Origin of the sequence: Roseovarius dicentrarchi (assembly GCF_003316635.1) — a bacterium.
Taxonomy (GTDB): domain Bacteria; phylum Pseudomonadota; class Alphaproteobacteria; order Rhodobacterales; family Rhodobacteraceae; genus Roseovarius; species Roseovarius dicentrarchi.
Genome location: NZ_QNQP01000090.1, coordinates 1 through 515 on the forward strand (window position 1 = coordinate 1; position 515 = coordinate 515).

Here is a 515-nt window from a genome sequence, read left to right on the forward strand (position 1 = left end):
GGCCAGATACACACGCACACCGGTGCCCGGGCCGATCATGCAGCGTCAACCACACGGATCAGCGCCGACAGCGCAGCAGGATCAATCGTGCTTTCAAAATGCAAACTGCGCCCGCCACGCAGGCGCAATTCAACAGCAACTGGAGGCGGGAGCTCAGCGACCGGGGCCTGCGCCACCGGCACTCCTGCAGTCACGGGCATGTCCAGCGGCAAGAAAAGCGCCCCGGCATCGGGCGACCACAAGCCTTTCTTCTTCAGCTCATGCCGCCACGCGTAAATTTGTTGTCGCTTAATCTCATGGCGCTGCGCAACCTGCGTCACGCTCGCCCCCGCAATCCCAACCGACGCGACAATCTCAAGCTTGTCGTCGTCATGCCAAAAGCGTCGCCGCTCTGCCCCAAGAATTTCGCCACGCATCACAGACCCCGCATAAGAGACGTCAGTAATGACGTCATTAGCGACGTCTCTTAGATCATCGCCCCAGCCTCAGGCAGGCGGTGCCAATGGCTCGGTTAC

1 protein-coding gene is annotated in these 515 nt (G+C 60.8%); it reads right to left on the reverse strand.

Going from position 1 to position 515, the window contains the following annotated elements:
• Positions 1-35: 35 nt before the first annotated feature.
• Positions 36-416, reverse strand: coding sequence for an IS66-like element accessory protein TnpA (gene tnpA / locus DQ230_RS16985; RefSeq protein ID WP_113913715.1), 381 nt, complete (start codon positions 414-416; stop codon positions 36-38).
• Positions 417-515 lie beyond the last annotated feature (99 nt).

What these genes read in the sequence shown, in the direction of transcription:
- tnpA (WP_113913715.1), bottom strand. Translation starts at nt 416, where the DNA reads ATGCGTGGCGAAATTCTTGGGGCAGAGCGGCGACGCTTTTGGCATGAC.